The 24,001-nt window shown below is 65.0% G+C and carries 22 protein-coding genes and 1 tRNA gene; 8 read left to right on the top strand and 15 right to left on the bottom strand.

Annotated features, from left to right (window positions below; all coding sequences use genetic code 11):
* Positions 1-95: 95 nt before the first annotated feature.
* Positions 96-2,636, top strand: a complete 2,541-nt coding sequence (gene ligD, locus GGR39_RS00985; protein ID WP_183615500.1) for a DNA ligase D — start codon at positions 96-98, stop codon at positions 2,634-2,636.
* 18 nt (positions 2,637-2,654) lie between these two features.
* Here ligD and GGR39_RS00980 read toward each other — a convergent pair whose 3' ends face one another.
* Complete coding sequence (locus tag GGR39_RS00980) at positions 2,655-3,410, bottom strand: Crp/Fnr family transcriptional regulator (protein ID WP_183615499.1); 756 nt, start codon at positions 3,408-3,410, stop codon at positions 2,655-2,657.
* A 213-nt stretch (positions 3,411-3,623) separates the two neighbouring features.
* On the opposite strand from GGR39_RS00980, the gene msrB reads away from it, so the two are divergent.
* The gene (msrB, locus tag GGR39_RS00975; RefSeq protein ID WP_183615498.1) at positions 3,624-4,034 is read left to right on the top strand and encodes a peptide-methionine (R)-S-oxide reductase MsrB; all 411 of its coding nucleotides are present in this window, start codon (positions 3,624-3,626) and stop codon (positions 4,032-4,034) included.
* 112 nt (positions 4,035-4,146) lie between these two features.
* Entirely contained in the window at positions 4,147-6,357 is a 2,211-nt protein-coding gene (locus GGR39_RS00970) for a transglycosylase domain-containing protein (RefSeq protein ID WP_183615497.1), read from the top strand.
* A 201-nt stretch (positions 6,358-6,558) separates the two neighbouring features.
* On the opposite strand, the gene GGR39_RS00965 is transcribed toward GGR39_RS00970, so the two are convergent.
* The 3 genes from GGR39_RS00965 to hflK all read right to left on the bottom strand — a co-directional run bounded on the left by GGR39_RS00965 (position 6,559) and on the right by hflK (position 10,344).
* Positions 6,559-8,094 (bottom strand): Do family serine endopeptidase, encoded by a 1,536-nt coding sequence (locus GGR39_RS00965; protein ID WP_183615901.1) that lies wholly within the window; start codon positions 8,092-8,094, stop codon positions 6,559-6,561.
* A gap of 187 nt (positions 8,095-8,281) precedes the next feature.
* On the bottom strand, positions 8,282-9,121 hold the full coding sequence (gene hflC, locus GGR39_RS00960) for a protease modulator HflC (RefSeq protein ID WP_058736240.1): 840 nt from the start codon (positions 9,119-9,121) through the stop codon (positions 8,282-8,284).
* The gene (gene hflK / locus GGR39_RS00955; protein WP_425490572.1) at positions 9,118-10,344 is read right to left on the bottom strand and encodes a protease modulator HflK; all 1,227 of its coding nucleotides are present in this window, start codon (positions 10,342-10,344) and stop codon (positions 9,118-9,120) included. Before hflK ends, hflC begins: the two co-directional genes overlap by 4 nt.
* Before the next feature lie 91 nt (positions 10,345-10,435).
* Here hflK and GGR39_RS00950 point away from each other — a divergent pair, with 91 nt between their 5' ends.
* The 5 genes from GGR39_RS00950 (at position 10,436) to GGR39_RS00930 (ending at position 16,053) form a co-directional block, all read left to right on the top strand.
* Positions 10,436-11,416 (top strand): Mrp/NBP35 family ATP-binding protein, encoded by a 981-nt coding sequence (locus GGR39_RS00950; RefSeq protein ID WP_183615496.1) that lies wholly within the window; start codon positions 10,436-10,438, stop codon positions 11,414-11,416.
* Positions 11,417-11,437: 21 nt separating this feature from the next.
* Positions 11,438-13,690, top strand: coding sequence for a xanthine dehydrogenase family protein molybdopterin-binding subunit (locus GGR39_RS00945; RefSeq protein ID WP_183615495.1), 2,253 nt, complete (start codon positions 11,438-11,440; stop codon positions 13,688-13,690).
* Positions 13,687-14,700, top strand: coding sequence for a ferrochelatase (gene hemH, locus GGR39_RS00940; protein WP_183615494.1), 1,014 nt, complete (start codon positions 13,687-13,689; stop codon positions 14,698-14,700). The genes GGR39_RS00945 and hemH overlap by 4 nt, the downstream gene beginning before the upstream one ends.
* Before the next feature lie 200 nt (positions 14,701-14,900).
* A complete protein-coding gene (locus tag GGR39_RS00935; protein WP_183615493.1) occupies positions 14,901-15,893 on the top strand; it encodes a helix-turn-helix domain-containing protein in 993 nt (330 codons plus the stop codon).
* Positions 15,894-15,977: 84 nt separating this feature from the next.
* A tRNA-Val gene (locus GGR39_RS00930) sits at positions 15,978-16,053 on the top strand.
* Between the two features lie 128 nt (positions 16,054-16,181).
* Here the strand turns inward: GGR39_RS00930 and GGR39_RS00925 are convergent.
* The 11 genes from GGR39_RS00925 to GGR39_RS00875 form a co-directional block, all read right to left on the bottom strand.
* Positions 16,182-16,784, bottom strand: a complete 603-nt coding sequence (locus GGR39_RS00925) for a LuxR C-terminal-related transcriptional regulator (RefSeq protein WP_183615492.1) — start codon at positions 16,782-16,784, stop codon at positions 16,182-16,184.
* A gap of 159 nt (positions 16,785-16,943) precedes the next feature.
* A complete protein-coding gene (locus tag GGR39_RS00920) occupies positions 16,944-17,315 on the bottom strand; it encodes a flagellar protein FliS (RefSeq protein ID WP_058736233.1) in 372 nt (123 codons plus the stop codon).
* Position 17,316: 1 nt separating this feature from the next.
* Positions 17,317-18,810, bottom strand: coding sequence for a flagellar filament capping protein FliD (gene fliD, locus GGR39_RS00915; RefSeq protein ID WP_183615491.1), 1,494 nt, complete (start codon positions 18,808-18,810; stop codon positions 17,317-17,319).
* A 30-nt stretch (positions 18,811-18,840) separates the two neighbouring features.
* On the bottom strand, positions 18,841-19,983 hold the full coding sequence (locus GGR39_RS00910; protein ID WP_183615490.1) for an EscU/YscU/HrcU family type III secretion system export apparatus switch protein: 1,143 nt from the start codon (positions 19,981-19,983) through the stop codon (positions 18,841-18,843).
* The gene (gene fliR, locus GGR39_RS00905) at positions 19,980-20,762 is read right to left on the bottom strand and encodes a flagellar biosynthetic protein FliR (protein WP_058736230.1); all 783 of its coding nucleotides are present in this window, start codon (positions 20,760-20,762) and stop codon (positions 19,980-19,982) included. The genes GGR39_RS00910 and fliR overlap by 4 nt, the downstream gene beginning before the upstream one ends.
* A 16-nt stretch (positions 20,763-20,778) precedes the next feature.
* Positions 20,779-21,051, bottom strand: a complete 273-nt coding sequence (locus GGR39_RS00900) for a flagellar biosynthetic protein FliQ (protein ID WP_058736229.1) — start codon at positions 21,049-21,051, stop codon at positions 20,779-20,781.
* Positions 21,052-21,075: 24 nt separating this feature from the next.
* Entirely contained in the window at positions 21,076-21,810 is a 735-nt protein-coding gene (gene fliP, locus GGR39_RS00895) for a flagellar type III secretion system pore protein FliP (protein WP_242867112.1), read from the bottom strand.
* Positions 21,811-21,857: 47 nt separating this feature from the next.
* Entirely contained in the window at positions 21,858-22,133 is a 276-nt protein-coding gene (locus GGR39_RS00890; RefSeq protein ID WP_183615489.1) for a flagellar biosynthetic protein FliO, read from the bottom strand.
* Entirely contained in the window at positions 22,133-22,450 is a 318-nt protein-coding gene (fliN, locus tag GGR39_RS00885; protein ID WP_058736227.1) for a flagellar motor switch protein FliN, read from the bottom strand. The genes GGR39_RS00890 and fliN overlap by 1 nt, the downstream gene beginning before the upstream one ends.
* Positions 22,451-22,491: 41 nt before the next feature.
* A complete protein-coding gene (locus GGR39_RS00880) occupies positions 22,492-23,385 on the bottom strand; it encodes a FliM/FliN family flagellar motor switch protein (RefSeq protein WP_288485619.1) in 894 nt (297 codons plus the stop codon).
* 8 nt (positions 23,386-23,393) lie between these two features.
* A complete protein-coding gene (locus GGR39_RS00875) occupies positions 23,394-23,975 on the bottom strand; it encodes a flagellar basal body-associated FliL family protein (RefSeq protein WP_183615488.1) in 582 nt (193 codons plus the stop codon).
* Between the last annotated feature and the right edge of the window lie 26 nt (positions 23,976-24,001).

The raw sequence follows: 24,001 nt of genomic DNA, 5'->3' as shown, positions 1-24,001 counted from the left end.
AAAAAGCGAAACCCCGCACCAGTTCCGGGGAAACGGCGACGGTGGAGCGGGCTGGTTACACGGATTGCCTCGCCGCTGGCGGGGGGCGCTGACCTATGCCTGAGCGCAAATCCCGGTCCGCCAAAGATCCGCTCGCCGAATACAACCGCAAGCGTGACTTCCAGAAAACCGCTGAACCTGCCGGCAAGGCGCAGCATAGCAAGGGCGGAAATCTCTTCATCGTCCAGAAGCACGCGGCCACCCGGTTGCACTGGGATTTTCGCATCGAAGTGGACGGAGTGATGAAGTCCTGGGCGGTCACCAGGGGCCCCAGTCCCGATCCGGACGACAAGCGGCTGGCTGTCCGCACCGAGGACCATCCGCTCAGCTATGCCGAGTTCGAGGGCGCGATTCCCAAGGGCGAATATGGCGGCGGCACGGTGATGCTGTGGGACAAGGGCACGTGGGCTCCGATCCCCGGCAAAAGCGCCAAGGACATAGAGGAAGGCCACTTGCATTTCACCCTCGATGGTGAGCGGATGAAAGGCGAATGGCTGCTGGTTCGCCTGAAGCCGCGCCCCGGAGAAAAGCGCGAGAACTGGCTACTGCGCAAGGTGAGGGACGACTTTGCGCAAGAGGGCGATCAACTGGTCGAACATGAGCTGACCAGTGTTCTCACCGGTCGTTCGATGGCGGAGATCGAGGCGGACCGTAAGGGCGAGTTCACGCTGGCGGGAAAGAAGGGCAAGGCGTTCACCGCGCAGATGGAAGCGGCCGCCACGCACAATGCCAAGGCCGCGAAGCCCGCCAGGCGAAAGGCCAAGGTCATCGGCAAGCCGCCCAAGTTCCGCAGTCCGCAGCTTGCGACGCTGGTCGCCGCGGTGCCGGCGGGCAACCAATGGATGCATGAAATCAAGTTCGATGGCTATCGCGCGCTGATCGCGGCAGCGGGCGCGATGGTGACGGTCTATACCCGCAATGGGCATGATTGGACCGACAAGTTCGGCCCGCTGGCCAAGGCGATTGCTGCGTTGGATCTGCCGCCTTGCCTGATCGACGGGGAGATCGTGGCCTATAGCAAAGACGGCAATCCGGACTTTTCCTCGCTCCAGGCCGTACTCAAGCGCGGGCATGGTTCGCAGTCTTCGAAGGACAAGCTGGACCTGTTCGCGTTCGACCTATTGGAATTGAATGGCAAGGATTTGTCCGGCCTCTCCAACATCGAACGCAAGGAGCGGCTCGAGGCTTTGCTGCAGCACGCCGAGCCGCCCGTGCGAGTTGCGGATCACGTGATCGGCGCGGGTGAAAAGCTGTTCAAGGCGATGTGCAGCGCGGGCCAGGAAGGGATTATCGCCAAGCGGATCGACGCGGCCTATGCGGGACGGCGATCGCAGAACTGGGTCAAGGTTAAATGCATCAGCCGGCAGGAGTTCGTCGTAGTCGGCTGGACGAAATCGAGCGCGAAGGGGCGGCCCTTCGCTTCGCTGTTGCTGGCCCAGCATGAAGGCAAGGCGCTGGTTTACAAGGGCAAGGTCGGCACCGGTTTCAACGCCGATACGATGGCTGACGCGTGGGCGAAGCTGCAATCGCTCGCCCAGGACAAGCCACCGGTGGAAGTGCCGCGCGTGGAGGCCTGGGACGCCCAATGGATCAAGCCGAAGCTGGTGGCCGAGATAGCCTTCGCCGAGTTCACGGGCGAAGGCCGGGTGCGGCATGGCAGCTTCCTGGGATGGCGTCAGGACAAGCCTGCGCGGCAGGTGAAGCCCGAAAAGCCTGCCAAGGCCCCGACGCCCACTCCGGCAATCACGATCAGCAACCCGGATCGCGTGATCTTTCCCGAAAGCGGCCAGACCAAGGGCGAACTGGCCGCTTACTATGAGCAGGTCTCGCCGGTCATGCTGCCGTTCGCCGGCAATCGCCCGGTCAGTCTGGTGCGTTGTCCGCAGGGTAGGGCCAAGAAGTGCTTTTTCCAGAAGCATGACAGCGGCAGCTTCGGCGCGAATGTCCACCAGGTTCCGATCCGCGAGAAGGACGGCGGCAGCGAGGATTATCTTTACGTCGATAGTGCTAGTGGCCTTATCCAGTGCGTGCAGATGGGCACCATCGAATTCCATGCATGGAGCGCGCGCGCCGATGCCGTGGAGAAGCCGGATCGCTTGATCATCGACCTCGACCCCGATGAGGGGCTGGGCTTTGCCGAGGTCAAGAGCGCCGCTAAGGACATCCGCGATCAGCTTGCCGAACTGGGCCTTGCCAGTTTCGCCATGCTATCGGGTGGGAAGGGCATCCATGTCATCGCACCGCTGACGCCGGGGCACGATTGGGACGCCCACAAGGATTTCGCCCGCCGCTTTTCCGAAGCGCTGGCGACGGCTGAGCCCGATCGCTTCGTCGCCACCATGAGCAAGGCAAAGCGCAAGGGCCGCATTTTCATCGACTGGCTGCGCAATCAGCGCGGCGCGACTGCGGTGGTGCCATACTCGGCCCGCGCAAGAGCGGGCGCACCGGTCGCCGCGCCGATCGCCTGGAGCGAACTGGACGGGTTTGACGCCGCCAGCGCTTTCACTATCGAGGACGGCGCTAAACTGTTGAAGCGAGCGCAGGGCAAGGCTTTGAAAGGGTGGGGTATCGCCGATCAGGAACTGCCCGATCTTTAAGGCGCATCGCCCTTCGGCCTAGCTGTCCTTGAAATCATCACCAAGGTACAGCGAGCCCTTTCCGTAAAGATAGTCCGGGTTGAAGCGGGAGAAGCGCTCAAGCTCTGGCCGGTCGGGCAGGGTCACGCGGCCCCGGTTGATCTCCAGCAGACCCCGTTCGCGCACCGCTTTGATGACGCGGTTGATATGGACGGCGGTGGTGCCACAGGCATTGGCAAGGTGTGTCTGCAGCAGCGGCATGTTGAAGCCATGCGTATCGGCCAGATCCACGAAGTTCAGCCGATGCCACAGTTCGCACACGATGTGGCCCAGGCGCTCCTCGGCCTTGAGTTGTTCCAGCTTGAGAATCCACTCACGATGGATCGCGGCGTCCAAGAGCGTCGAGAACCATAGCACGCGCGTCAGGTGCGGTTCGTTCCGCACGATATCCTGCAGCTTCGAATGGCTGACGTATCCCAGCAACGCCGGGCCGATCGTCACCACGTCATGATCGAGGCGCTTCAAGGCGAAAGCATGAAGGTCCACGAAGTCCCCGGGAACTTGCAGCCCGACGATGTTGCGTGCGCCCTCATCGTCGATCACGCGGGCGATGAAGCCATCCAGCAGCAAGGTGCTGCGCGTTGCCTCTACCGCACGGGCCTGGACGACATGGCCATCGGGCACGCGCTCCGTCCGCTCGATCAAACTGTCCAGCACCTCGACCTCACGGTCGGTGAGCGCATGGCGCAACCTGCCCTTCAGAAAAAGGCGAGTCAGACCTGAAGGCTCACTCAAGACATGGCTCCCGTGCAACTGATAATTGTTAACCCGTAGTTTGCACGAACAGCCGAGACAACCCGCGCAGATGCAATTGCAACGCGCTCGCGATGGATAAGTTCACGTATCTGACGAGACGTTGACGTGCGGTTGCAACCGGCTTGGCCAAGCAGGCACCGGCTGGAAATTTCTCATCGCGCTCGCCATATCCGTCGCCAAGGAGACCTGCGAATGAGCAAGATCGAGATGACAGATGCGCAGTGGCGCGAAAAACTGACCCCCGAGCAATATGCCGTGCTGCGTCAGGCCGGTACGGAGCGGGCGTTCACCGGCAAGTATGAAGGCAACAAACAGGAAGGCACCTACACCTGTGCGGGGTGTGGCGCGCCGCTGTTCGGGTCGGACACGAAGTACAACTCCGGGTCCGGTTGGCCGAGTTATACCGCGCCGGTGGAAGACGGTGCGGTGGACGAACATCGTGACGTTTCGCATGGCATGGTCCGCACTGAAGTGCGCTGCGCGACGTGCGAAGGGCACCTGGGACATGTCTTTCCCGATGGTCCTGGGCCGACCGGCCTGCGCTATTGCATCAATTCCGCGGCGTTGGACTTCCAACCCGGGAGCGGCTCGGCGCAGGACTGACGCGCGATCATGACCGGGCAGGGCGGTGTTAACCGCGGGTTACAAAACGCTGCGCCACAGTGTAGGCCTTGCTCGCGTCATACTGGCTCGTCACGGGGGTTCGTAATCTAGAATGCCGAAACAATCGGGCGGGCGTCGCAATAGCCCGAGCGGTCGCTCTGAAGAGTCTGCCCGCCGGCCATTCTGGCTGCGCCTTGTGCGCGGCACTTTGATCTGGGGAGTCGCGCTGGCGTTGCTGGGCGCGATCTTCCTGGGCACCGCCGTTTACATGACCGCGCGCGAATTGCCCTCGTTCTCCTCGCTGCAGAGTAGCCAGAACGGGCAGATGATCGTGGTGCGCGCTCGCGATGGCACCGAACTGGTCTCGCTCGGCCCCAGCTACGGCCAATGGCTGTCCTACGACAAAATTCCGGATATCATGAAGGATGCCATCGTCTCGGTGGAGGATCGGCGGTTTCGTGAGCATTGGGGTGTCGACCCGGTTGGCGTCGGTCGGTCCGTGATGGTGCGGGTGGAAAAGGGGCGCTGGCGGCAGGGCGGCTCCACGATCACGCAGCAGCTGGCCCGTACGATCTTCCTCAACAACAGCCGCACTTTCGGGCGCAAGATCCGTGAGGCGGTGCTGGCGCTGGCACTGGAACACAAGTTCAGCAAGAACGAGGTGCTCGAACTGTACCTCAACAAGGTCTATTTCGGGGGCGGCGCCTATGGCATCGATGCCGCCAGCCGCAAGTTCTTCGGTCATCCGGCCACAGAGCTTTCCACTGCGGAGGCCGCGATCATCGCCGGCTTGGTGAAGGCTCCGTCAAACTATTCGCCCACCGCCGATGTCGAAGCCGCGAAGTCGCGCGGCAAGGTGGTGCTGAGCCAGATGGCGAAGGCCGGCGTGATCTCGCAGGGCGACGCCTCCGAGATCGACTTGGACGATGTCAAGATCGCCAAGGAGCGCGGCCAGAACTCGGTGCGCTACTTCACCGACTGGGCGCTACCGCAGCTGGACGTGCTGCTGCCTGAAACGGACGAGCCGATCGAGGTGTGGACCACGCTGGACGTGGGGATGCAGCGCGCGGCCACGCAGGCGATCGACAGCAATGTGCCAAAGGGCGCCCAAGGCGCGCTGGTCAGCCTGGATGGCGACGGCGGCGTGCTGGCGATGGTGGGCGGCACGGACTACGTGCACTCGAACTACAACCGCGCCACCCAGGCGATGCGCCAGCCAGGGTCCGCCTGGAAACTGTTCGTCTATCTCGCCGCGCTGGAGGCGGGTTACACGCCCGACGATCGCGTGGTGGACGAGCCGGTGACGATCGCGGGCTGGAGCCCCAACAATTCAGGCCGCACATTCGCCGGTGAGATCGATGTGCGCACCGCGTTCGCCTATTCCAAAAACACCGTGGCGGCTTCGCTTGGCAACGAAGTGGGCTTCGGCACCGTCGCCTCGATGGCGCGGCGCTTTGGCATCACCACGCCCGTCAACACCAACCCCTCGATGGTGCTGGGAACGTCGGACGTGCGCGTGATCGACATGACGCGCGCCTTTGCCGCCGTCTCCGCAGGGGGTACAGCGGTGGAGCCTTATGGCATCCTCAAGGTGACGACCACCAAGGGCGAGCTGCTCTACGAGCATAAGGCCCAGGCGGGGCAAGTGCTGGTGCCGCCCAATGTCGCTGCCGGGATCACCGACCTGCTGCAATCGGCGGTGGCCACCGGCACGGGCCGAGCGGCGCAGATCGGCCGTCCGGTGGCGGGCAAGACCGGCACGACATCGTCCAACAAGGATGGCTGGTTCCTGGGCTTTTCCAGCGGCATCACCACCGGTGTGTGGATGGGCCGCGATGATGCCAAGGCGGTGCCGGGGCTGCAGGGCGGCCACGCGCCTGCCTCCGCCTTCGCCGCCTATATGCGCTTCGCAGTGAAGGGCCGGCCCGTGAAGCCGTTCGATACCGAACTGAAGCTGCCGGAATGGCAACTGGAGCCGGACGACGAGCAGATGACCGGCAGCCCGGACGACTATTACTACACCGACGAGAACGGCAACCTGATCCAGCCCGGCAGCACCAGCCGGCGCGGCCCGGCGGATGGTCCGCCGCGATACGAGGACGGCGATGTCGGCGCTGGCGAGGGCCCCGCCGGTCCCGCCCCCGCCAATCGCGCACCGCCTGCCGTGGGGGATGACTTCCTGGAGCAAGCCACGGGCGGTCGGCGCAACCAGCCCGACCCGGATCTTCGCGCCGCGCCGCCACCGCCTAACGCGTTTCGCCGCCCCTCGTATCCGCCGCAGCAGGGCCGCCCGGCCCCGCGTCCGGAGTATGATCAGCAATAAGGGCGGGGCGCGTTCGCGCATCCGTTCATCAGGTTTGAACTTCGTCCCGTTCCGCTCGTGTCGAGCGTAGTCGAGACACGGGTATTGGCGCGAGCATGTCTCGACTAAGCTCGACACGAACGGGATTGGACAGGACTGGCGTCGGCAATAAGAAAAGCCGCCGGTTTCCCGGCGGCTTTTCTTATTGCCGATGTGCCCCGATCAGCGAATGCGTACCGGCAGATAAGCGGCGGGCTGGCCACGGCGCTGGACGCGCAGCAGCACGGCATCGCGGTTGGAACTCTTGGCTGCGCGGGCGGCGGCGTCGAGGTCTTGCGGGCCGACCACGTTCTGATAGTTGACCGACAGGATGATATCACCCCGGCGCAGGCCCTTCTGGCCGGCATCGGAACTGGGATCGACCGCCGTCACCACCACGCCGCGCGTACCGTCCGCAGCACCTAGCTGGCGCGCGATCGTGGGCGTGAGGGCGATGGCCGAAAAGCCCAGAGCCTGGTTCGATATAGCTGGATTCTGATCCTGCTGGGGCTGCGTCAGGTCGTCCTGATCCTGGCCGGGGGCGTTGCCGAAGTCCTCCTGCGCCAACTGCTCCTGCGTCGGGCGCTTGCCGACCGTGGCATTGAGCGTGATCGTCTTGCCGTTGCGGACAACCTCGATCGGGATGCGTGTGCCAGGCCGTTCGTTGGCGACGATGAAGCTGAGCGTCTGCTCACGCGTCACGTCCTTGCCGTCGATCCGCACTACGACGTCACCGGCCTGAAGACCCGCCGCCGCCGCCGCGCCGCCCGGCGTCACCGCCTGAACGAATTCACCGCGATTGCGGGCGATACCCAGCGATGCGGCGAGATCTTCGGTCACGGGCTGGATCTGGATGCCCAGATAGCCACGCTCGATCGCGACGCCCTTGATCAGCTTTTGCACGATCGGTGCGGCGGTTTCGGCCGGGATGGCGAAACCGATGCCGACGCTGCCGCCAGTGGGCGAGAAGATGGCGTTGTTGATGCCCACGACCTGGCCGTTCATATCGAACAGCGGACCGCCGGAGTTGCCGCGATTGATCGAGGCGTCGGTCTGGATATAGCGATCGTATGCGCCGCCACCGGTGTTGCGGTAGACGGCCGAGATGATGCCCGCCGTCACCGTGCCGCCCAGCGCGAAGGGGTTGCCAATCGCGACCACCCAGTCACCCACGCGGGCCTTGCTGGAATCGCCGAACTTCACAAACGGCAATGCCTTCGAGGCGCTGATCTTCAGCACCGCCAGGTCGGATTCGGGGTCCTTGCCCACCAGCTTTGCGGGATAATCGGTGCCATCCGGCATGGTGACGGTGATCGATTCCACCTGCGCGCCTTTGCCGTCGGCTGTGATCACGTGATTGTTGGTGACGATGTAGCCGTCAGCCGAGATGATGAAGCCAGAGCCCAGCGACTGTGCTTCACGCGTCTGGCCGCCACCGCCGCCGCCCTGACCGCCGAACATGCCTTCGAAGGGCGTCCCCGCGAAGGGGTTCTGCGTCTGAACCTGAACGCGCTGTCGCGTGGAGATGTTGACGACGGCAGGGGCGAGCTGCGCGGTCAGATCGGCGAAGCTGCCCGGCGCACCGGCGCGCGGGACGACGTTCGTCATCTGGCTGGCCTCGTTCTGGGCAACTTGCGCGCCGGCAGGCAAGCCGGTGACAAGCGAGGCGGTCGCGCCGCCGACGAGGAGGGCGGTGGTCAATCCGTAAGCATAACGCACAGGCTTCACGTCCTTTATTTCCTCCAATACGGGCGCCGTGGCACCCGGGCTTTCCAGCTTACCGATCCAAGCCCGAACGATTCAGGCGTCGGCGGCTTAACCGGTATTGAATGGCGGTGTTCCCGAAGTGTAGGTTTACGGGAAACATTGCCGGGTCACTGGCCCCAAGGATCACTGGACCGGAAAATTACTGGCCCTTGAACTCCTTCAGGTACGAATTGTCGGGCGAGAGCACGATGGTGGTGGCGCTATCGCCTTGGGCGAAGGCGAAGTCGTAGCTCTGCATGGCGCGATAGAAGTCGTAGAACTTGGGATCCTTGCCAAAGCTTTCGGCATAGGTCTTGGCGGCCTGCGCCTCGGCCTCGGCGCGGGTGATCTGCGCCTGCTTCTGGCCCTGAGCGCGGATCGTGGTCGATTCCTGCTCACGCGCGGCCTGCATCCGGGTGAACGCGCTTTCCAGCGAGCCTTCGGGCAGATCGGCGCGCTTGATCCGCACGTCGACGATCTGGGCGCCATATTCACGCGCTTCCTGGTCGAGGCCCCTGCGGATGTTTTCCATGGCCTGACCGCGCTCCGCCGTCAGCAACGAGCGGAACGTGCGCTTGCCCAGTTCCTGGCGCAACACCGAGGTCATGATCGGCTCAAGCTGTTCCTGCACCCGTTCTGGCGAACCAGCGGTGCGCACCATCTTGACCGGATCGATCACACGGAAGCGCGCATAGGCATCCACGTTCAGCCGCAGCTGATCGGTGGAGAGCACTTGCTGGGGCTGCATGTCGAGCGAAAGCAACCGTTTGTCGATGCGGATCACTCGCTCGGCGAAGGGGATGCGCAGCGACAGACCGGCGCCTGTGCTGCCATAGGGCACGTTGGGCCGATAGCGGTTGATCACGCGCACCGGCTCGCCAAAGCGGACCACGACGGCCTGTTGTTCTTCCGGCACCATGATGACGCTGGAGAGCAGAACCACCACTGCCACGGCGGCGGCGATCAACGGGGCTTTGTACTGTTGCCAGATATCGGTCACTGCACGGCTCCCGTCGTCGGCGTCGCGGATGGCGCAGGCGTTGGTGTAGCCTCGGCATTGTTGCTGCGGCGGCGCACCTCGGGAAGGGGCAGGTAAGGCGTCACGCCGTTGGATTCGACGATCACCTTGTCGTTATTGCTCAGCACGCGCTCCATCGTTTCATAATACATGCGTCGCCGCGTGACTTCGGGCGCAAGCCTGTACTGTTCGTACACCTTGTCGAACGCAGCGGCATCACCCTGCGCGCGGGCGAGCAGCTGCTGGGCCCAGGCGCGCGCATTGGAGCGATCACGTTCGGCATCCTGCTGCGCGGACGTCACCTGCTGGAACGCGCCGATCACTTTGGCGGGCGGATCGGCCTTCTTGATCTCGACACCCTGGATGACCACGCCGGCGCGATAGAAATCCAGAACGCGCTGCATCCGGTCGCGCACGGCCTGTTCCACTTGGGCACGGCCCGCGCCAGACAACGCGCCGTCCAGCGAGACTTCCGCGATGGCGGAGCGCATCGCCGCCTCTGCCACTTCGCGTACGGTGTCCTCAGGGTCTGACAGGCGGAAGCGGTAGTCCATCAGGTTCTTGATGTTCCAGCGCACCAGATAGGAGAGGTCGACTAGGTTCTGATCGCTGGTGAGCATCAGCTTCTCACCCTCGCCATCGGGGATGGTGTAGCGCTGGATCGAGGTGACGTCGGTCACCTCCACCGACTGGATCGGCGCGGGGAGCGTGATCGAGACGCCGGGGCCGATCGTGCGGGCATACTTGCCGAACGTGGTGACGACGCCCTCTTCCTTGGGGCCGACCATGTGCACGCTGGTGACGCCCAGCCATACGAGCGCGACGCCCGCCACGATCAGGGGCAGCCAGCTCTTGCCATCGGGGCGAACCGGCATGCGGGGCATCCCGCCCCCGGGACGGCCACCACCATTGCCGCCACCTCCGCCGGTGCGGCGCTGTTCGCGCTGCTTAAAGATATCCTCAATACTGGCGGCCCGGCGCGGCTTTTCCCCCGGCGTGCTGCTGGGCGGAAGCCAGGGATTGCGCGGCCCACGCTCAGGCGGGGATGCAGGGCCTTCCTCTGAGCCGCCATCGCCGCCGGAGCCGCTGGCAGCCCCCGCGCCGTCGCCGTCGCCACTGCCGCCTTTGTCGCCCCCGCCCCATGGGCTGCGACGCCCGGACATGGCCAGCGCGCCGCGCAACAATCCACCACCTGTAATTTTCATGCGTTCGTTATAGGAACGGGTCTCCGCTAAAAACAGTGTCCTTCTTGTGCTTTTTCCTTGCTAGGGGACGGCTTCGCCACCCGGAGAGCCCATGTCCAGCGAGCCTGCTGACCTTCTGAAAGCCCGTCTACCCGCGCAAGTCCTTGAACGGCTTGCCTCGCTGCGTCTGGCGGATGGCCGCGTCACCCTGGTGCTGGATGCCTCCGGTCTGGATGCAGCGGCGCGCACGGCCTTGGAAGCAGAGGCGCAGTCGGCACTGGCGCAGGCGCCGGACATCACCGAAGTGCGCGTTGCGATGACGGCGGAGAAGGCGACCCCGGCAGCCCGGCCCCGGATCATCGCCGTCGCCTCGGGCAAGGGAGGCGTGGGCAAGTCCACCGTTTCGACCAACCTGGCCGTTGCCCTGGCCCGGGCCGGCCACAAGGTCGGCATGGTGGATGCCGATATCTACGGCCCCTCGCAAGCGCGGCTGCTCGGCACGGAAGGGCTGAAACCCACCGCGCGGGAAAAGACGCTGATCCCGGTTCAAAGCCCTTACGGCGTGCCGGTCTTGTCGATCGCGCACCTGGTCGATGCCGGACAGGCGATCGCCTGGCGCGGGGCGATGGCGGGCAATGCGCTGGGCCAGATGCTGGATGGCGACTGGAGCGGGGTGGACGTGCTGATCGTCGACCTGCCGCCCGGCACCGGTGACATCCAGCTGACCATGCTGCAGCGCTACAAGCCCGATGGCGCGGTGATCGTCTCCACGCCGCAGGACCTGGCGCTGATCGACGCTACCCGCGCGATCGGCCTGTTCGACAAGGGCGGCGTGCCGGTGATCGGCATGGTCGAGAACATGGCCGGTTACGCTTGCCCCCACTGCGGCGAAGTCAGCGATCCGTTCGGTCATGGTGGTGCGGAAGAGACGGCGAAGAGCGGTAGCCACGCCTTCCTGGGGCGCATCCCGCTGGACATTTCGATCCGCCGAGACAGCGATGCGGGAACGCCACCTGCCGCCGGGGATGGTCCGCAAGCGCAGGCGTTCGCGCAGATCGCCGCACACGTTTCCGCATGGCTGGCGGCGCGCTGATGCGGGTGGTTCGCTAAAGGCATGGCCAGCCGTCGCGGCGTTCTGGTCGGAGGGCTGGCCGCTGGCGCGTTGGTGGTCGGCTATGCGCTGCGCCCGCGCCGCTATGCCTTGCCTCTGCCGCCGGGCCGGGACGAGGTGGCGTTCGATGCCTGGATCAAGCTTGCCGATGACGGGGTCGTCACCGTGGCGGTGCCGCAAGTGGAGATGGGGCAGGGCGTCACCACGCTGATCCCGCAGATCATCGCTTACGAGATGGGCGCGGACTGGCGTCGGGTCGCGGTGGAGCCCGCGCCGCCCAGCCCGCTCTATGCCAATGTCCCGCTCGCCTCGCGCTGGGCGGAACTGACGATGCCGGCCATGCCCGACGCGCTGCTGGGCGATGATGCGGCGCTGGTCCGCCGCTGGGCGCAGGATCACACCTTCACCGTCACCGCCGATGGCACCGCGCTGGCCGCTTACGAAGGCCCCGCAAGAGCGGCGGCGGCGATGGCGCGGGCGCTGTTGTGCATGGCGGCGGCAGAGCGTTGGGATGTCGATTGGCGCGAATGCGATGCCAAGGACGGGTTTGTGGTTCACAAAGGAAAGCGCCTGCCGTTTGGCTCCCTGGCGCGCGCAGCGGCCGCGCTCGATCCACCTCGATCGCCGCCGCTGCGGGATGCGCCGCCAGCGGAAAGACCTGGCGTACCCATGGCCTATCCGCGGCTCGATCTGCCCGCCAAAGTGGACGGCAGCCTTGTGTTCGCGGGCGACGTGCGACTGCCGGGGATGGTCTATGCCTCGATCCGGCACGGCCCGATTGGCGAAAGCGCGCTGGCCGATTACGACAAGACTGCTGCGAACGGCGTGCGCGGCTTGATTACACTGGTGCGCAATCGCGGATGGATCGCCGCCGTCGCCTCCACGTGGTGGGCGGCGGACCAAGCCCTGACGCGGATCGATGCGGGGTTCACCTCCACCGACCGGGCGGACAGCGCCACGATCGACCAGGCGATGGAAACCGCGATGCAAACCGGCACGGCCACCCGCCTGGCCGAGCGTGGCGATCCTGACGCCTTCCTCACCGGCCGCCTCCCTCTGCAACTACGCTACGAAGTGCAGCCCGCGCTTCACGCCAGCATCGAAACCGCCAGTGCCACCGCCCGCTTCAAGGACGGCCATCTGGAATTGTGGATCGGCACCCAGGCTCCGCAAGCCGCGCGCGAAATCGCCGCCCGGGCGCTGGGGATCGATGTTGCGGCGGTGACGCTCTATCCGATGCCGCTGGGCGGCAGCTTCGATCGTCGGCTGGAGAATGACCACGCCGGCGAAGTCGCCCTGATCGCTCGCGCTTGCCAGCGTCCGGTGCAACTCACCTGGTCGCGCAAGCAGGAGCACATCGTCGGCCACCCCCGTCCGCCGGTGGCCGCCGTGCTGGGCGCGAACGTCGACGCGACGGGACGGCTGGGTGGCCTGCGCGCCCGCATCGTCGCACCCGCCACCGCGCGCGAATTCGGCCGAAGGCTGCTGCATGCGGACAGTCCGCGCGCCGCTATCGATGCCGTTGCGGGAGTCGCCGATCCGATGATGATCGAGGGCGCGATGCCGCCTTATGCGATCGATCACCTCGCGATCGATCACGTGCCGGTGCGCTTGCCGCTGCCGACCGGCCGGATGCGCGGCAATGCGCATGGCTACACCGCCTTCTTCGTCGAATCCTTTTTGGACGAGCTGGCCCATCGGGCTGGGCGCGAACCCCTGGCTTATCGCATGGCGATGCTGGGCCACGATCCGCGCCTTGCCGACTGCCTCCAGCGTGTCGCTGTGCTGTCAGGCTGGGGCGGCGGCGCAGACAACAGCGGGCAGGGCATCGCTTGCCACCTGATCGGCTCGGCCGAAAGCGGTGGCCGCATCGCCCTGGTCGCCAGCGCCAGGCGCGATGCCGATGGCGTCACCGTAGACCGCCTGAGCGCCGTGGCCGATATCGGGCGCATCGTGAACCTCGACATCGCGCGCCAGCAGATCGAGGGCGGGCTTATCTTCGGCCTTGGCCTGGCGCTGGGTTGCAGCACCGGGTATGAGGGCGGGCTACCGGTCACGGGCAGGCTGGCATCGCTGAACCTGCCGGTGCTGGCTGATTGCCCCGCGATCGACGTCAACTTCATCACCAGCAGCGCCGCCCCTGCCGATCCAGGCGCATTGGGCGTCGCCGCTGTCGCGCCTGCTGTTGCCAATGCGCTGTTCTCGGCAACCGGGCTGCGGCTCAGACAGTTACCCCTGCTTTCGGAGGACGTGTGATTCAGCCGCCTGATCATCCTCGTGTCGCGCTTGGCCGTGTCGGGGTGCTGCTCGTCAACCTGGGTACGCCGCAAGACGCCAACCCGGCCGCGGTGCGTCGTTACCTGGCGGAGTTTCTGAGCGATCCCCGCGTCGTGGAAATTCCAAGGGCGATCTGGAAGCCGATCCTGCATGGCGTGATCCTGCGGACCCGGCCCAGCAAGTCCGCCCATGCCTATCGCCAGGTTTGGGGCGAAGACGGATCCCCCCTGGCTGCGATCACCGCCCGTCAGGCGCGCGCCTTGCGCGAGCGGATCGGCGATGGCGTCGTGGTCGATTGGGCGATGCGCTATGGCAAGCCTGCGCTGGCGGACCGCTTCGCCGCGCTGCAGGCGCAAGGGTGTGACCGGATCCTGGTCGCTCCGCTCTATCCGCAATACTCCGCCGCCACCAACGCCTCGGTGATGGACGCCTTGTGTGACGCACTGAAGGGGATGCGCTGGCAGCCGGCCATTCGCACGCTGCCGCCCTATTACGATGATCCCGCCTATATCGCCGCGCTGGCGCAAGACCTTGCCACCCAGATCGAAGCGCTGGCGTTCCGCGCCGAAGTGTTGCTGCTGTCGTTTCACGGGATGCCGGCCCGCACGTTGCAACTGGGCGATCCGTATCACTGCCACTGCCGCAAGACCGCGCGATTGCTGGGCGAAGCACTTGCACCGCGCTTTCCGGGCCTCAGGATCGACACCACTTTCCAATCACGCTTCGGTCGCGCCAAATGGCTTGAGCCAGCGACGGACGTGACGATCGCGGCCGAGGCGCGGCAGGGCGTGCGCCGAATGGCCGTCGCCGCGCCCGGCTTCTCGGCCGATTGCCTGGAGACTCTGGAAGAATTGGCGATCCGCGCGAAGGAAACGTTCGTGGAAGCCGGGGGCACCGACTTCGCCACGCTGACCTGCCTGAACGACGGCGAACCCGGCATGGCGATGCTGGAGCATCTCGTCCGTCGCGAACTTTCCGGCTGGGCATAGGCAACTACGGGTGATTCGCACCACCCTGGTTCTTCGTCGTGGGACGGGAGTGATCAGGCGGGGCGCTGTTATCTCGACTTCTTAAGGCTTTAACTGGACTACCCGGCACAAAATACGAACATCTTCGATCCATTCTTGACTTATACCCTTTTTGTTCCTTACTTGTTCGCGATAGTCAGCAGGTACGGGAAGACGTCATGATGTCATCGCAAGCTGTGGTCAGCCGTCAACCGCAGGATTGGAGCTATGCCGCCACAGGGGATAGCCCTGCCGGCCTGCCGCTTAGTTTGTCGATCTATGCCGATCGATCGCGCATCCGCGGTATCCTGAACGAGGATGCGCAGGCGGCGGGCCTGCGCATCAGCGTCGTGTCGGACCTGGATGCGCTGATTGGCGGCGATGCGCGTCCGCTCGGCGATGTCGTGCTGGTGGATTGCCCGATCGCCGATGGCGTGACGCTCGCGGCGCTTACCCGGCTCGATCAGAGAGCCGCACAGACGGGGGCGAAACTGATCGTTTCCACAACCGTGGAGGCGCTGGAGGATGTGTTCGGCTGCCTGGACCAGAGCGGGGCGCAGATTCTCGTCGATCCGGATCGGGCCGATCGAGTGATCGCCTTGGGGCATGTGCTGGCGCAGTTCCCCTCCGCGAGACTGCGTGAACTGTCGGAGGATGAACGGCATCTGCTGATGCGTCTGACCGAGCAGGTCGGCCAGATCGCCGGTCGGATCGAGCGACTTGCCCCTGAACAACGCGCTCCGGATGCTGCCCCGGCCTCCGCCGCAAAGCCCGATCGTGTGCTAAGCCCGCCGCAGGAGGGCGGCGCCATGCGGCTCACCAAGCCGGCGCTGCCCGATCCCCGCCTGGTGCGCCGGATCATCCGCCATCGCCAGTTGCGCGCGCGTCATTTTGACGGGCAGCTCTTTGGCGATCCGGCGTGGGACATGCTGCTGGACTTGACGGCCGCACGGGCCGAGCATCGCCGGGTATCCGTCACCTCGCTGTGCATCGCCTCGGGCGTCCCGCCGACGACGGCGCTGCGCTGGATCGGCCAGATGGTGGAGCAAGGGCAGTTCGTCCGTGTCGGCGATCAGACCGACCGCCGCCGTGCCTTCATCGAACTCAGCGACAGCTGCGCCGACGCGATGGCGCGTTATTTCGTGGAGGTTGGTACCACCGCAGGACCGATCTGAACCGATCGCGTGGGATTGCTCGGTTGACCAGGCGGCTCGGCAGCGTCATAGCGCAATCCGGTCAGCGGCTCTCAGAGCCGCGCCGGGCGGTTAGCTCAGTTGGTAGAGCATCTCGTTTACACCGAGAGGGTCGGGGGTTCGAGCCCCTCACCGCCCACCACTTTCCCTGTTTGATTTGTGCTTAGACTGCGTTCCTCGCTCGCGTGAGCGAAGCCGGGGCCGAAGGTGCTTGCTGCTGCGGCATCGCGACCACGGCCCGACGCATCGGCAAGGGCCGGGCCGCGTCTCTCAGTTCACCATCGCGGCTTCGATGGCGATGCGGATGGCTTCAGACGTGTGGTTGGCACCCAGCTTGTTCAGCATGTTGGCGCGATGGATTTCAACGGTGCGCGGGCTGATCGCTAGTTTCTCTCCGATGAGGCGATTGGAGAGGCCGCTGGCCACGCCATCCAGAACCTCGCGCTCGCGCTTGGTCAGCCGGTCAAGGCGAGAGCGCGCCATGACTTCGCGCAGCTTGGTGCTACCGCTGGCGTCCGACTTGTCGACGGCGCGAGCCAGAGCCTCGTTCAGTTCTTCCGAATCCAGCGGCCAAGCCACATAGTCAATCGCGCCGTCCAGGACGGCTTCCACGATCCGGCGCGGCGCGAGGTATTCGCTGAAGGCGATGATCGGGTACCATTCCCCGTCCGCCGCCATCTTTTCGATCAGGTCTGGAATGCTGCCCGCCTCATCATGGATCATGATCACGCCCGATCGCGGCCAGGCGTTGGCGAGTTCGTCGATATTCTCGAAAGGTTCGACGTGGATACTGCTCGCCGCCAGCGCATGGCTGATCGAAGCGCGCCGGCGGGAGTCGCTGTCTATCAGTATCAGGTTGGAAACGTGCTCCACCAGGATGCCCCTATTGGTTTGTGCCTAGAGGCGACATTCGCGCAAAAGCGCGTGGCGTGGGGGCAAGTCACGTCCGTTTCCGACCTACGTCAGGCGTGTTTCGACCGTTCGGTACCAATAACAACGCCTGCGTAAAAACCGAATCGGGAGATTAATATCTCAGCTGCCGCGCAGCGCAGCGCCGATCTCCAGAAAGTCGGTCCGCAAAGTATCAATACGGCGCGAATCAAACTGCATCGCGCTGTCCAGGATGGTGCGGCGCGCGGCTTCGTACATGTGCCGCAGCGCGCCGGCGACGCCGTCTTCGCCGCTGACACCCAGTTGCAGCGCCGTCACCGCGGTCAATGCGGTGGTGAGCGATTTGCTCTTCAGCTGGTTGTCGCCCGCGGCGGCGGCGTGGACAGCGGTGCCAAGCGCGCCGATAAGGTGTTCGATGCACAGATGCACCAGGTCGGCGGGACGCGAAGCGGCCACGCGCGCATCGAACTCGACGCGGCGATAGGCCTCTTGCGGAGAGCGAAGCGCCAGCATCTCAGCGATCCGACTTGTTCCAGGCGTCGATCTGACCCTGGAGGAACGAGAGCGTGGACTTGGACGACGATATGCGGCTGTCGGTAACGGCGAAGCGTGCGTTCAGCGTGGCGCGCAGCTTCTCCTGCTTGGTCGACAAGGTGTTCTGGTCTTCCTTGGCCTGTGTCAGCTGCTTGTTGAACCGGGCGATCGAGCCGCCCAGTGACCCCGGATTGCTGGCCGATGTGGAGTTGCGATAGAGTTTGTCGACGTTCGAATAGACGCCGTACAGGCCGTTCGTGAACATCGCCGCCACGCCCTGCGGGTCCTTGGCCAGCGTGGCTTTCAGGCGATTGCTGTCCAGCGTGAACGTGCCGTCGCGCTGGGTGGACAGCCCCAGATCCGCCAGCGTGCGCGCAGCGCCCGTCGCACCAGGAACCACGGTGGACCCGGCGAACTGGCTGAGCGCCGACTTGAGCGCGCGCGCGCCGCTGTCCGAGCGCAAGTCCCCGGTCTTGGGATCAGTCGCGGCATTAAGCGCGGAAGCGATCTCGTTCAGTGCATTGGTAAGGTCCGTCATCGTCGTGCTTAGCGCCGATGACGTGTCGCTGAAGGTGACGGTGGTGGGCTTGTCGACGTTGGTGGCCGCCAGCTTTAGCGTGACGCCGGGAATTGCCTCGGCGATGGTGTTGGAATTGGCGGTGCGGGCCAGGCCGTCCACCTTGAAGCTGGCATCGCCTGAGCTCGCGATCAGCTGCCCAGTCGTGTCGGCGGGTTTCCAGGCCAGCTTGGAGAGCGCGGTGCTGCTGTCAGAGCTGGTCTCGATCACGAAGCCGTTGGCCGCGCCTTCCTGTCCCTTGAACACCAGTTGCGCACCGGCGCTGGTCTGCGCGACATACGCTGTGACACCGGCGTTCTTGGCGTTGATCGCATTGGCCACGTCATTGAGCGTGGCCCCGGCGGCGATGGTGATGCTGGCGGCGGCGTGGCTGCTGTCTTCGGCGAAACCGGCTGCGACAGGATCGCCGTTGGCATCCGTGGATGCGGGCGTGGTCGTGCCGAACTTGAAGGTCAGCGTACCGGGGCCCACCGCATCGGTCATCGCGGTGCTGCCGGTGTAGGCGGCGCTCGCCAGGGTCTGGCTCTTGGCCAGAGCCATCACTTCCAGCGAATAGTTACCCGATGGCTGGCGAGAGCCGGAGAGCGTGCCGGTGGCGATGCCGCTGGTGCTGAATTGCGGTTGTGGTGACAAGCTGCCGTTGCGCACCATGTCCCCGAGCGACGTGGAGAAGCTGAGCAGCATCGACTTGATGTTGGACGCCGAAGAGACCTGGGTGGTCAGCGTGTCCGACTTGTTTTTCAGCCGGTCTATCTGCGAGGCGAACTGCGCGTTGGCGAGGTTGGTCGCCAGCGCCTGCATGTCGATGCCGCTGCCGCTGCCCAGGCTGGCGACAAGGTTCTGCGTCGCGCTCGGCGTTGGCGTCGGTGTCGCAGTGGCAGAACTGGTCGTCGTCATGGTTGGTAGAACGGTTCCGGGGCGCGCAGCTTAAGCGGTTATCGATGGATCGAGGCGACCATCGGTGTCGAAACGCAATGTCAGCGGCACGTTGACGTCCGGCCGCGCGGGATGCTCGCCGCGCTTCAGGGCGAAGACGAAGGCCAGGATCGCGGCGACGGCGACGTAAAGCTCCTCGCGGATCACCTGCCGTTCCCGCGTGGTGTAATATACCGAGCGGGCGAGGGCGGGATATTCCAGCACCGGAACCTGATACTCCGCCGCCAGTTCGCGCATCGCCAGCGCCTTGTCGCCACGGCCCTTGGCCAGCACGATCGGAGCAGAGGCCTTGTCCGGGTCGTAAGACAGCGCGACGGAGAAGTGCGTCGGGTTGGTGAGGATGAACTGCGCGTCCTTCACCGCCGGGATCAGGCCGCCCATCGCGATCTTGCGTTGGCGTTCCTTTTGCGCGGCCTTCTTCTCGGGCGCGCCTTCGGCTTCCTTATGCTCGTCACGCATTTCCTGCATCGACATCTTGAGCCGGAAATTGCGGCGCACCCACTGCACCGGAAAATCGATGAAGGCGATCACGACCAGGCCGCCGGACAATACGAACAGCAGCATCACGATCTGGTGCCAGCCGTAGGCGAGCTGCTCGACCATGTCGCCACGACCCAGGCGGCTTAGCTGGGGTATGTTGCTCTTGCCCCAGCTGTAGGCGATCGTGCCCAGGAGGGCGACTTTGGCCAGGCCCTTGCCCATCTCGATCCAGCCGTTCGCGCCAAACATACGCTTCAGGCCGGACATCGGATTGATGCGCGAAGCCTTGGGCGCGAGGTTGCCGCCGATCCAGCGGCCTTCCCCGCCGGGGCCAAGCTGAGAGGCGACGCTGACGATGATCACGGCTACGCCCAGCACCGCGATCGGCGGCAACACCGCCAGCGTGGTGTTGATGAGCAACTGGCCGGGCGAGAAATTCTCCAGCGAAGCGCGGTCCCAGGTGAAGCCGGAGCGAACGGCCTCGGCCAGCAGGCCCAGCACCCAGGGCCCGGCCATCATCAGCCATGCAGCGGCGACCAGGGTTGCGCCTGCCGTGGCCAGCTCGCGTGAGCGCAGGACATCGCCCTTCTGGGCGGCATCGCGCAAGCGCTTGGCGGATGGGGCAAAGGTTTTTTCGCCGGCGTCCTCGCTCACCGCTCGAGGACCTTTGCTACGGCGGCGAGGGCATCTGCGGTCAGCAGCGTTGCTTGGTCGGTCAGCACCGGCGCAGCGACGAGCAACCCGGCGATCCCCGCCAGCACGCCCGCGGGAAGACCAAGCGAGAACAGGTTCAGTGCAGGTGCGGAACGGCTCAGCACGCCGGTGACGACTTGCACCACCAGCAGCACCAGCGACACCGGCAGGGCGATGGCGACGGCGGTGACGAACATCGTGCCTGCAAACCCGGCGATCTCGGCGAAACGCTCCTGCCCCAGCCAGGTTTCGCCGGGCGGGAATACGCGGTAGCTGTCGATCACCAGCGCGATCCACTGCAAGTGGCCGCCCAGCGCCAGGAAAATCAGCGTGACGACGACGGTGAAGTACTGCCCCAACGCGGGTGATTGCGAGCCGGAATTGGGATCGACGGCGGTCGCGACGCTCATACCCATGGCTCCGCCGATCATCTCGGCGGCGATGATCGGGGCGGCGAAGGCGAACTGCAGCACGAAACCGAGCGACACGCCGACCAGGACTTCACCCGCGACGCTCACCAGCCCGGCGACGGACAGAAGGTTCGCGGGGCCGGTCACTGGAGACCAGGCGCAGATCAGCACAGCGACGGCCCCCGCCGCCATAACGCGCGCCTGGGCGGGGACGCCCGCCATGCCGAACAGCGGGGCGGCGACCATGGCCGCGCCCACCCGGGTCATGACGAAGACGAGACGCCAGAATTCCGCTTCCAGCGGGCCGAAGCCGAAATCCAGCTGGAGCACGGGCGGTGCGCCTTCGCTACTTCGAGATGGTCGCGATCTGGGCGAAGACGTCCTGCGTGAAGTCTCCCACCAGGGCCATCATCGAGCCGCCCATGATCACCAGCACCAGGGCGGTGATGGCCAGCTTGGGCACGAACGTCAGCGTCTGCTCGTTCACCGAAGTCGCCGCCTGGATGACGCCGACGACGAGGCCGACCGCTAGCGAGGCCAGCAGAATCGGCGCGGCGACGAGGGCGGTGGTCCAGAGCATCTGGTCAGCCAGTGCGAGAGGCGCTGTGATATCGTCCATGGCTTCCCTCCTCGGCTAAAATGGTTAACCAAAGCTTGAGGCGAGCGAGCCCATCAACAGCGCCCAGCCATCGACCAGCACAAACAGCAGCAGCTTGAATGGCAGCGAGACGATCATCGGGCTCATCATCATCATGCCCAGGCTCATCAGCACCGAGCTGACCACGAGATCGATGACGAGAAACGGCAGGAACAGCATGAAGCCGATCTGGAACGCGGTCTTCAATTCGCTGGTGACGAAGGCGGGCAGCAGGATCGAGAACGGCACGTCGGCGGTGTTCTGGAACTTGGGGGCTTTGGCCATCTCGGCGAACATCGACAAGTCCCGCTCACGCGTCTGGCGAATCATGAACTTGTGGAATTCCTGGCCCGCGTTCTGGATCGCCTGCTCGGAGTTGATCGTCCCGGCGGAGTAGGGCTGGATCGCGCGGTTGCTCACCTGCTCCAGCGTCGGTGCCATCACGAATAGTGACAGGAACAGCGAAAGGCCGATCAGCACCTGGTTAGGCGGGGATTGTTGCAGGCCCAGCGCCTGGCGCAGGATAGACAGCACCACCAGAATGCGGGTGAAGCTGGTCATCATCAGGATCAGGCTGGGCAGGATCGTCAGCAGCCCCATGATCATGAGGAGCTGCAAAGACAGCGTCATGCCCTGGCCGCCGGTGCCGCCCATAGAGCCGAACGCGCGATCCAGCGCGCCGGGAATGGCGGAGGGTGCCGCGGCCTGGGCCTGGGCGAAGGCCTGCGTGGGGAGTAGGATCGCGCAGGCCAGTATGGCCGACCCGCGCGTGATGATGCGCGCGAGGCTCACTCCACGATCTCCCGCGCCCGCGCAGGCGCTTCCGCCAGGCGCGTCAGGCCGTTGCGCCCGGCGGAGACCAGGATCTCACGCCCGTGGAATTCGATCACCGCCAGCTTCAGCGTGGGGGAGAGCATGGTCGTCTCGATCACTCGTACAGACTTGCCCGCGCCGCCCCCCATGCCGGTCTTGGCCTGTACCTTCTGCGCCAGCTTCAGGCAGCCCCAGATCGCCAGGCCGATCAGCGGCAGCATGATCAGCAGCTTGAGGATGTACCAAAGCATCAGCCCAGGTTTCCGGCACCAAGAGCCGCAAAGTCCACCGGTGCGATTTCGGCGACCGGGGCGTTCTGTTGTTCGCCGGCAAGTTCGACGATGCGCAGGCCGAAGCGGCCGTTCTGCGCCACGATCTCACCCTTGGCGATCGGCTTGCCGTTGACCAGCACATCGAGCAGCTCGTCGGTCAGCTTATCCAGCACGACAACGCTTTCCGGCCCGAGCGAGAGCACGTCCTTCAGCTTCATGTCGGTGCGGCCAAGCTCGACCGAGAGGCGAACGTCGACATCTTTCAGGAAGTCGAAACCGCGAGGGTGAATGGACATTGGTGAACTCCCCAGTTCAGGCGAAAACAGTTGTGTCGAAACTAAAAAGCGGTGTTGATCTGGATCGCGACGCGGTCCTCGAACTCGCCGATGGAGCCCACCGCGATCGTGCGCTCGCCGGCCTTCAAAGGGACCTGGCGGGCGATGGCGACCGGGATCACATCACCCACTTGTAAGGCAGCAAGGCGCGTGAAGGGTACCATCATGTCCACCACCGTGGCGTTCAGCGTGATCGGTAGCGAGGCATAGGGCTCGCTCATCGGATCGGGCGAATGCGGCGTCGAAAGCTTCGGCAACTTGCGCTCCCGCCCGGCGAACAGCGCGGCGAGCGTCGCCTGCGGAAATGTCAGCGAAAGAACCCACGGCTCGCAGCCGGGCTCTTCCACCGCCATCGACAGTTCGAACACCGTTTCGTCCGGAGTGAACGGCGCGATCTGCGACAAGCGCGTATCACGCTGCAAGGGCGTAGCGGCCAGGGCACCGCCCAGCGCTTCCTGCAAGGCGGCCGCCAGGGTCTGCTCCAAGCGCTGCACCAACAGTTCGGCCGACAGCGGGAAGCTTTGCGGCAGCGGCTTGGGCACCACGCCACGACCGCCAAAAGCGCGATCGACGAGGCGGAACACCGGATCGGCCGCGCATGTCAGCAGCACCTGATGGCGTTCTGGCCCGATGCCCAGCACCGCGTAGCTGGCGAGATCGGGCGCTTCATGGCCCAACTGACTGGCGAGCAGGGTCCGCGGCGCATCGGGGCGCACGGACGGTTCTTCCGTGCCGGAAAGACGTGCAAGGCCACCGGCGAAGGCCAGGGCCAGGCGGCCGGACAGCAGTGCGAGTGAGGGGGCCAGCTCCGCCACGCTGGGCGTGGTCGGACCAAGCAGCTCGGCGCAATGCTGCGCCGCTACCCGGTCGACGATGAAGGAGTGGTCGGGTCGCACTGATCCGCCTACTGGATGATGAAGCTGCGGAAGAAGACATCGTCGATACCGCCGAAGCCTTCTTCCTCTTCAAGGACGTGGTTGATCGAGGCGGTCAGGCGCTTTTGCAGGCGCTCCTTGCCGTCGATCGATGAAACTTCCTCTTCCGAGGTGTCCGCAAGAACGTTCAGCATGGCGGAGCGAATCGCCAGCTCATGCTCTTTCAGCCACATCAGCACCCGGCCATCGCGCCGGGTGGAGGCGGCCAGGCTCACCTGGATCAGCGAGTCGGAGCCCTTGAGGTTGGACGTGAAATCGCCGTCGAAGGTATAGTAGGACGTGCGATACTCGCTGCCGCCCTCGCCATAGACCGGTTCACCGCCGCCCTCGCCTTCGCCTTCCTTCTTCTGCGCATAGGGATCTTCGTCGCCCTTGCGGACCAATTTGGGCGTGTTGTCTTCCTTGGCCTCGGCGTGACTGCCGATGATTCCCGCCTGCATCAGACCGAACACGCCGCCGCCGCCCGCGCCCAGCAGGACAACGCCGCCGACAACCTTCATCAGGATGCCCTTGCCCTTCTTCTTGGGCTTTTTCTCGGTCTCGTCGCTCATCTTGCTACCTTGGAGGCCTCAAAAGG

This window comes from Novosphingobium fluoreni, assembly GCF_014196615.1.
GTDB classification, from domain to species: Bacteria; Pseudomonadota; Alphaproteobacteria; order Sphingomonadales; family Sphingomonadaceae; genus Novosphingobium; species Novosphingobium fluoreni.
The sequence above is the reverse complement of the archived record's forward strand: the minus strand, read 5'-3'. Positions and strand labels throughout refer to the sequence as shown.